The following is an 8519-nucleotide window of genomic DNA, read 5'->3' as shown; positions in this document are numbered from 1 at the left end:
TTTACTAAAATTTAAAAAATGTACGGCAAAAATATTAAATTTAAAATTAAATTTAGCTCGATTTTATAATCAAAGTTGTAAAATCAGACCAAAAACTATTTAAAAAGAATAGATATGAGTAAAATTAATGATTGCCTAAAGACAGAGCGTTATATAAACAAAAAATCCTCTAAATTTAAAAAAGCGTTTACGATGCTAGAACTTGTCGTTGTTATCGTCGTAGTAGGTATTTTAGCTTTAGCTGCTTTGCCTAGACTAGACCGGGATCAGTTAGACTCCGCCGTAGACGACATCATGGCTGCCGTTAGAAGAACTCAGCTTTTAGCGATGCAAGATAATACATTCGATCCAACTGATCCAAACTGGAATACTAAACGCTGGAGGATTAAAGTAAGCAGTAATAGCTACGTAATAAGTAAAAGTGACATAGGAAGAGAGATAGAAGGGGTTTTAGATAAAAAATACGGCATAACGTTTGCTGATATCGACTGCCCTGTCATTAATCCGGGGGATCCAACGCCACATCATATAGGCTTTGACGAATACGGTCGCATACTAGAAGCTAACAATATAATAAGGGGCTACGGTAATAGTGCAAGAAGCAGTGCGTTTTATCAATCCCCCTGCGTAATCACAGTCCAAACAAGGCATAAAAAAGCTACTATAACCGTTGCTCCGGTTACCGGCGCAATGGCCGTAAGCTACGAAGATATCTGATTTAATAGTAGATTATAAAAATCTTGGCTCAATAAGACCAAATACTCCTTGGTTTGAACTATTGTATATAAAAAACTGCACAAGAAACTTAGTATTAAAAACCGTTGAGATAAGTTATTTTGGACTCTTTTTATTATACGGATATCTTTGCGGGATAAAATTTTATTTTCTACAAAATACGCTTATAAAGAGAGATCAAAGGCGGGCTAAATTTACGACAAAGCCCGCCAGAGCCAAATTCGGCTTGATTAAAATTTATTTTTCCTTACGTCTGCGACTATCGTTTTAGCCATATCGTCGATTTGAGAGGTGATTTCGTTCGTGGTGCTTACGATACCGATGTTTTGTTTGGTTATATCGTCTATCTGGCTCACGCTTTGATTTATCATATTTATGCCCTCGCTTTGCTCCCTGATACTCTCGCTCATCTCGTTGATGCTTTGGGCTAGTACGTTTGCGTTAGCTTCAATCTCTCCGAGCGATTTTTGCGTGCGTTCGGCTAGCTTTCTAACCTCATCTGCCACGACGGCAAAGCCGCGTCCGTGTTCGCCCGCTCTTGCTGCCTCGATAGCGGCGTTTAAAGCGAGTAAATTCGTCTGATCGGCTATATCGCGGATGATGACGATGATGTTTTTGATCTCTTCGCTTTGGCGGGTTACGTCCTGCGCCTTTTGGCTGATCGCGTTCATCGAGCTACTCATCTGCTCGATCGCAGCGGCGCTTTCGTTTATCGCGCTTGCTTGTTTGCTCGCGCCTTGCGTTAGCTCTCTCATGGAGTCGGCTAGGATTTTAGCTTTTTCTTCTAGCATTTGAGCTTCTTTTAGATTTTCTCTTAGCATATTACTTACGGCATCTCCCGCGCTTTGCAAGCCCACCATCATATCGCGCAGATCGCTTTCTATATCGTCTTTTAGCTCTATGCGAGGCGTATAGTCGTTTTTATTATACGAGCTTAGTACCGCGGCTATACCTTTTAAATTTGACGAGATGGAGCTAAAAAAGCGGTTTAGCAAGTCTTTTAGCTGCACTAGAGCCGGATTATTCGGGTCTGATTTTATGCTAGCTCCCATGTGGCCTTTTATCATGAGATTTGCGATGCCGTTCATCTCCTCGATTAGGGCGCTATCTTTTTTGATACCGGCGATGACCTTATCGATATTTTCGTTTATCGCATAGCTCATGACGCCAAATTCGTCCCTAGCTGTTACGGCTAGCTTTTGCGGAGCCGGAGCTTCGTGGGCGATAAATTTAAACGTATCTTCTAGCTTTTCTTGGATGGTTTTTATCGGACTTAATGATTTTTTGAGCAATATATAAACAAATGCGCTAAGAGCTATGATAAATATAGTCGCTAAAATGAGCTGAGTTCGCAAAAGCGGCAAAGTGTTTGATGAAAAGGTATCCGCGCCGATAGCCGCTACTGCTAGCCAGCCTTGATCATTTATAGGGATTACTTTAGCCGTTACGTTTTGGCCGCTTGTATTTACGTAAGCGATCAAGCCATTATTATCGAACTTTTTGGCCGCATAGCCTTCGGCTACGGTTTTACTAGCTGTGCTAACCTTACCTATGCTAGAAAGGTCGGGATGTAGCAAAATCAATCCGTCGCCTTTCATCAAAAGTACGTAACCGTAGTCGGTTTTACCCATCGCGATTATCTTTTCGCCAAGATCCTTTACGTCTACGTCTATGCCTGCTACGCCCATAAATTTACCGTTTTTGTTTATCGGCGTTACGAATGTTATAACCAAATCGCCCGTAGACGTCGTTCTAGGCTCTAAAAATACCGCCTTGTTTTCCTTTACGGCGGTTTGATACCAACCTCTAGTCCTTGGGTCGTAGTTATCCGCTACGGTCGTTCTTTTGCCGTCTGATTGGAAAAAGTCGCCGTTTTCTTTAGCGAAATACACGTATTTGATATACGAACTCGCAAACTCCTTTTCTAGCGCAACCTTAGCCATTATCTCATCATCGTCACCGACTGATTTTTCGAGTCTTGCGCTGATTTTACCCAGTATCTCAAGATGGTCGTTAAAAAACGAATTCGTCGTTATTTTAACGTCGTCTAGGATTTGATCTTGGGTTTGACCGACCAGTTCTACGACTTTATTTTCAGCCGTGTAGTAGCTGACTGCCGAAATAGCGGCGAATGAGACGAAGAGCGCAATGATTAGCATCAACGCGATCTTGTTCGTGATTGAGCGCATTTATTCTCCTTAAATTTATTGTGAAGTTTCATTTTACAACTTTAGCTATTAAATAAAATTAAAATTTAGCGTAAATTATCGACCATAAAGCAAATTTTAGTCCAAATTTAAAAAGGCGCAAAAAGGTAAATTTAAGGATTTATTACAAGAGACAAAATGGCGGCAAATTCAAGCAAATTTACCGCACGAGGTTAAATTTAAAAGCACGGCTTAGAATAATCTCGCAAAAACGGCATAGATCAAACCGTCTCGCCGAGTCAAATTTAACCCGGCGAGGCTTTATCAAATTTAAGCCGCAGATTTTAGTTTGCAGCCTCAAATTTAAGCGAATCTCGGATCGCTAAACGCCGTTAGCTCAGGCGCCTTGCCCGTAAATTTCTCGATATTTACAAGCGCAGTGTGGCTGATGTTACCGTTTGCTAGCTTGCTAGTCGGGATATCGATGGTTAGGACGTTTGGCGAGCCGTTTTTGCAAAGACCCGCGTCAAATCCGTCGTACCATACGCCCTCAGCGAGCTTAACGACGCCCTCTTTGATATCTTGCGTCACGTATGCGCCGGCTAGCACTTCGCCGCGCGCGTTAAATACCCTAACCAAATCGCCCGTTTTGATACCTTTTTTCGCGGCGTCTTTAGGGTGTATCCAGATCGGCTCGCGGTTTGCGATCGCGTAGTTTTCGCGCAGAGAGGTTTGGTTTAGCTGCGAGTGGAGGCGATCGGTCGGATGCGGGCTTAGCATGTGCAGCTCGGCAGGTTTATCTTTCATACCTAGCCACTAGATCGGCTCAAACCACATCGGATGCGCCTTGCAGTCGTCGTAGCCCATTTTCTCGATGGTTTCGGAGTAAATTTCGATTAGGCCGCTTGGCGTTCCTAGCGGATTTAGCACCGGATCCTCTCTAAATTCGCCAAATCTCACCCACGTATCGCTCTCAGGCGTCGAGGCAAAAGTTACCGGCTTATTTTCGTTCCAAAACTCCTCAAACGGCTTCATATCGGTTTCAAAATCAGGTATAGCCTTGATCTGCTCGTACGCAGCGCCGTAGTACTCTTTGATCCAGTCAAATTCGTCCTTGCCGTTGTCGGTGTAGGCTACGACTAAATTTTTAGCGTACGCTTTGCAAAGATCGGTGAAAATTTGATAATCATCGCGCGCTTCGCCGTATTTTTCCACGACTTGCTTCATCGGCACGATGTTCATATTCGAGTAGTCGCCCGTCATCGTGACGTCGTTGCGCTCGTATGCGGTAGTAGTTGGAAATACAATATCAGCCATCTTAGCTGTCGGCGTCCAGTAGGCTTCGTTTACGACTACCGTGCGAGGTTTGCGCCACGCTTCTAGCAGGCGGTTCGTCTCTTGATGGTGGGCTAAAGGATTGCCGCCGACCCAGTAGATAAAGTCGATATCAGGATACGTGATTTTCTTACCGTCGTGATCGATCACTTTGCCCGGATTTAGCAGAGCGTCCGCGATACGAGCGACCGGGAATGCATAGTTTGTCGCCTTTTGCAGCCAGCTTTGACCAGTACCAGCAACCGCCGCGGCTTTAGCGACGAATCGGCCGTTTGCGTCAAATTCTCCGCTATCGGTGCCGATAAACTCGCCCTCGTCGTTAAATTTACCCACGCTTGCGCTATTTACGCCGCCGATAACCGCGCCTTTGCAAGTCGGAGCGCCGCCGTTTGAGTAGTGGTAGCTAAGGCCAAATCCCCCACCGGGAAGCCCGATCTGTCCTAGCATCGCCGCTAATGTCACCATCGCCCAGTGCGGCTGCTCGCCGTGATGCGCGCGTTGCATACCCCAACCGCTCATTATCATCGTGCGGTTAGCGGCGAAGGTATCTGCTAGCTCTTTTATGAGGCTTACTTTTAGGCCGCAAATTTTGCTCGCCCACTCTAAATTTTTAGGCGTGCCGTCGGTTTTACCGAGCAGATACGGCAGGAATTTATCAAATCCGCTCGTATAGGTCTCGATGAAGTTTTTATCGTATTTGCTGCTCTCGTATAGGTAGTGCATCATGCCTAGCATCATCGCGGTGTCGGTGTTTGGCACCGGAGCGATCCACTCGGCCTTATCAAAGTACTGCGCCGTTTCGCTTCTTATAGGGTCGATTATTATGACTTTTATGTCGCTGCGTTTTTTTAGTTCTTCAAAGTACTTAAAGCCCTGTTCGTCGGTGCTAGTCCACGCTATACGAAGGGTTGCCATAGGATTTGCGCCCCAGATGACGACTACTTTTGAGTTTTCTAGTACTACAGGCCAGCTGGTTTGCTGCTCGTAGACCTCGATGCTGCCTACGACGTGAGGCATGATGACCTGGCTAGCACCCGTCGAGTAGTCGCCCAAAGACCCCACGAATCCGCCGCTAAGGTTCATAAATCTATGAAGTAAAATTCGCGAGTTGTGCACGTTGCCGCTTGATTTCCAGCCGTAGCTACCCGCAAACACGCCCTCTAGCCCCTTTTGTTTTCTCGTCTTTTTTAGCTCTCTAGCTACTAGTTTTATCGCGTCTTCGTAGCGTACGCGTACCCATCCGTCTTTACCTCTTAGCTCAGGTTTTGGCGAGTCTGGATTTTCTAGATAGCTTTTGCGTACCATCGGGTATTTTATGCGTGATTTATAGACCATATCAGCGGTGTAGTGCTGCAACGGATTATGCACTTCGCTCGTTTTTTGAAACGGCTCTGATTTTACGATCTTGCCGTCTTTGACGCTAACTTTTAGCATACCCCAGTGAGCGGCCGTTAGCACCTCGCCGTTACGCACGTTTGCAGTATTTAACTCGGCACCGAGTAAATTTGACGCCGTTACGCTAGAAAACAAAGGAGCCGCCGCAAGCGCTGCTCCGCCCTTTAATACATTTCGTCTTTGTAGGTTCATTTTTCTCTCCTATTTTTACTTCTCGGTCGAATAAAATCCGACCTGCGATTCGTTTTTACCCATCGCTCGCATCGCCTACGCGATATGCTCCGCTCACTCGCTCCCGCACGGATGCCGAGCAGTCGGCATCCTCTAAAGACGGTCGCTCACCCACCTAAAGCACACCGCTTCTTACGAAAGCGGCGTAAATTCGGCACATTTTTTCCGTTTTTACTTCTCGGTCAAACAAAGTCCGACCTGCGATTCGTTTTTACCCATCGCTCGTATCGCCTGCGCGATATACTCCGCTCACTCGCTCCCGTACGAATGCCGAGCAGTCGGCATCCTCTAAAGACGGTCGCTCACCCACCTAAAGTCCCTACTGCGTAGGGTACCCTAAATCAAACTTCTCGGTCGAACAAAGTCCAACCCCCGAGCGGGAGTATAAATACTCCCTGCATCCACCTGAAGCACAAAATCGCGTGTCAGCGATTTCGTATCTTTTTCAAATCTCACCGCTTTTTTAGAAGCGGTGTAAATTTTGTTTTTACTTCTCGGTCGAACAAAGTCCAACCCCCGAGCGGAAGCGCAAGCGCTCCCTGCACCCACCTGAAGTCCCTACTGCGTAGGGTACCCTGTTAAAATTTACTTCACAAACTGGCAAAGCCGGTCTTTTGCACGGACTCAAATTTAAGCTTTTATGCTCAAATTTAGTGCACATCTCGTCTTACGCGCTAAATTTACTATCCGCCGAACCTTCAAATTCGGCGTTTTAAAAACAGCCGCTTCGCCGCGACTTTTATGGGTTTAGCTCCCACAAATCTCGTCCATTTGCGGGTGCGCCAGGCGTAAATCCTCGTCAAATTTACGCGCCGCTTTTTACTTTTTCGCCACGTTTACGTCAGCAGAGTGCTTTTGCAAGTACTGTATCACCAGCCACTCGTCGTCTTTGCCGATCGCCGTTCGCGCGATCATCGATTTTAGCAGGTTAGGCCACTGATTTGCCTTGTAGTGCGTGGTTTGATGCAGCGAATGGCACGCTCCGCAGCTTTCTTTGTAAAGTTCGCCGCCCTTAGCAAAAAGCCCACCTAGATCGCTTGTAAAGCCGTCTTTTTGCGCATAGACCACGGTCTCAACCTCGTCCCATTTGCCGTTAGCGCCCTTTTTTACGACCTTTATATCAGGCGTCGCGGTTTTGGCAAACGCCACGGCGATGACGCGCTCGGAGTCACTAAAATAAACAACGTTGCTAACGGCGGGATTTTGGTAGCCTTTGACGGAGATTTTCACGCGGTCGCCCTGCGTGGCTAAAATTTTAACCCCGTTCGTCGGCAAGAGCCTGCCTATGCTTTTTTGCGACGTCGCATCGGCGTAAACATCTTTTACCGATGGGCTATACACCTCGCCCGCTGCAAAGAGCGAACAGGCTAGCAAGCTTGATAATAGGATTTTTTTCATTTTGCTCCCTTAAATTTAAGATGTAAAAGGATTATATAAGAAAAGTATGATGAAAGTATGATTTTATGAAAATATAATTTTATATTTGCGCGGTTCATGCCGTAAATTTGCAAGCAAAATTTGCAAATTTAGCGGTAAAAGCTTACGAAAAAATACTAATCTTAGTTTTAAATTTTAAAAGCGAATTGGGCAAGGTTATTGAAAGCAAAATTTGAAAGCGTCAGCCCGCAAAACGCCCGAAATTTAGGATGGTTCGCGAGCCGAAAAATCCTACTGCGCGCTATAGCTTGAAAGCATATCAAAAGTAGGTGCGAAAAATAGCGCTCCGGTGATCGGCGTGCTAAAATCAAGCAATCTATCCGAGTTGCCGCGCGGCTCGCCGATAAACATCTTATTTAGCATCGCTTCAACCGTCGAAAACGTGCTAGCATACGCGATAAAGTACGTCCCCGTCACGCTTCCCTCGACAAAAGGCATATTTCCGCGAACGACTTTTTTATCATCGCCCACGTTTGCCGCAGCCGAGTGCGAGTTACTAGGCTTTTCATCCTCGCTCATCTCGATGTCGTCTGCTTTCGTGCGGCCGATGACCTTTTCTTGCTCGCTCACGCTAGTTGCGTTCCACTCTCTCATTTTGTGTTTATATTTTTGTACGAACACGTAGCTTCCGCCCTTAAATTTCGCGTCCTCGTCGCCTACTTTGGCAAAAAAGTCTCTATCCTCGCCGTTTGGATTTTCCGTGCCGTCTACAAAGCCGATGATAGCCCTGCCGTCGTGGTATTTAAAACCCTGAGTTTCGTCTGCGAGCTTGGCAAATTTAAAAAGCTCGGCCTTTATATTTTGCGCCATATCAAAGCAATCCGCCGCATCAAGCGCCCTAATATGCACGTGGATATCGCCCGCGGTGCTCACGGCTTCGTGCTTGTCGCCTTTTATCGCTTTAAAATTTACAAGCTCTTTTGGTAGCGGTTGCGGGAGTCCTAGCTTTAGCCACGCGTCGCGCCCGATGCCGATTACGCAGTTTACGTTCGCCTCCGCGCCAAACCTTACTTTAGCCGTTTTGTTTAAATTTACAACCAAAGCGCAAAGCCTCTCAAAGCCCTTTTTACAGGCGTTTTCGTCGTCGCTTAGTAGCCAAGTTTGAAAAACGGTGTTATTTCCGGGCGCCTGCGTTACTTCTTGCGAATTTATTTGCATTTTTTCTCCTTAAAATTTTGGCCCGATTATACCTAAATTTGAGGGCAGCGGCGGACGGACGCGGTATTTTTAAGCGCATTA

At 46.1% G+C, this 8519-nt stretch carries 4 protein-coding genes and 1 pseudogene; 1 reads left to right on the top strand and 4 read right to left on the bottom strand.

What is annotated here, in order from left to right; genetic code table 11:
* Positions 1-114: 114 nt before the first annotated feature.
* Positions 115-717 carry a prepilin-type N-terminal cleavage/methylation domain-containing protein gene (locus Q0218_RS07240; RefSeq protein WP_297968087.1) on the top strand — a complete coding sequence of 201 codons (603 nt, stop codon included), beginning with the start codon at positions 115-117 and terminating at the stop codon, positions 715-717.
* A 248-nt stretch (positions 718-965) separates the two neighbouring features.
* Here the strand turns inward: Q0218_RS07240 and Q0218_RS07235 are convergent, their stop codons facing one another.
* From Q0218_RS07235 to Q0218_RS07220, 4 genes and pseudogenes are all read right to left on the bottom strand, one after another.
* Positions 966-2924 carry a methyl-accepting chemotaxis protein gene (locus tag Q0218_RS07235; protein WP_297968084.1) on the bottom strand — a complete coding sequence of 653 codons (1959 nt, stop codon included), beginning with the start codon at positions 2922-2924 and terminating at the stop codon, positions 966-968.
* Between the two features lie 321 nt (positions 2925-3245).
* Positions 3246-5804, bottom strand: a pseudogene (locus Q0218_RS07230) (molybdopterin-dependent oxidoreductase).
* An 858-nt stretch (positions 5805-6662) separates the two neighbouring features.
* Positions 6663-7241 (bottom strand): cytochrome C, encoded by a 579-nt coding sequence (locus tag Q0218_RS07225; protein WP_295142721.1) that lies wholly within the window; start codon positions 7239-7241, stop codon positions 6663-6665.
* Between the two features lie 270 nt (positions 7242-7511).
* Positions 7512-8438 (bottom strand): Dyp-type peroxidase, encoded by a 927-nt coding sequence (locus Q0218_RS07220; protein WP_297968080.1) that lies wholly within the window; start codon positions 8436-8438, stop codon positions 7512-7514.
* Positions 8439-8519: the final 81 nt, after the last annotated feature.

Origin of the sequence: uncultured Campylobacter sp., from assembly GCF_938039245.1 — a bacterium.
Lineage (GTDB): Bacteria > Campylobacterota > Campylobacteria > Campylobacterales > Campylobacteraceae > Campylobacter_A.
Note: the sequence above shows the minus strand (reverse complement) of the source record. Positions and strands in the feature narration are given on the sequence as shown.

What these genes read in the sequence shown, in the direction of transcription:
- Q0218_RS07240 (WP_297968087.1), top strand. Translation starts at nt 115, where the DNA reads ATGAGTAAAATTAATGATTGCCTAAAGACAGAGCGTTATATAAACAAA.
- Q0218_RS07235 (WP_297968084.1), bottom strand. Translation starts at nt 2,924, where the DNA reads ATGCGCTCAATCACGAACAAGATCGCGTTGATGCTAATCATTGCGCTC.
- Q0218_RS07225 (WP_295142721.1), bottom strand. Translation starts at nt 7,241, where the DNA reads ATGAAAAAAATCCTATTATCAAGCTTGCTAGCCTGTTCGCTCTTTGCA.
- Q0218_RS07220 (WP_297968080.1), bottom strand. Translation starts at nt 8,438, where the DNA reads ATGCAAATAAATTCGCAAGAAGTAACGCAGGCGCCCGGAAATAACACC.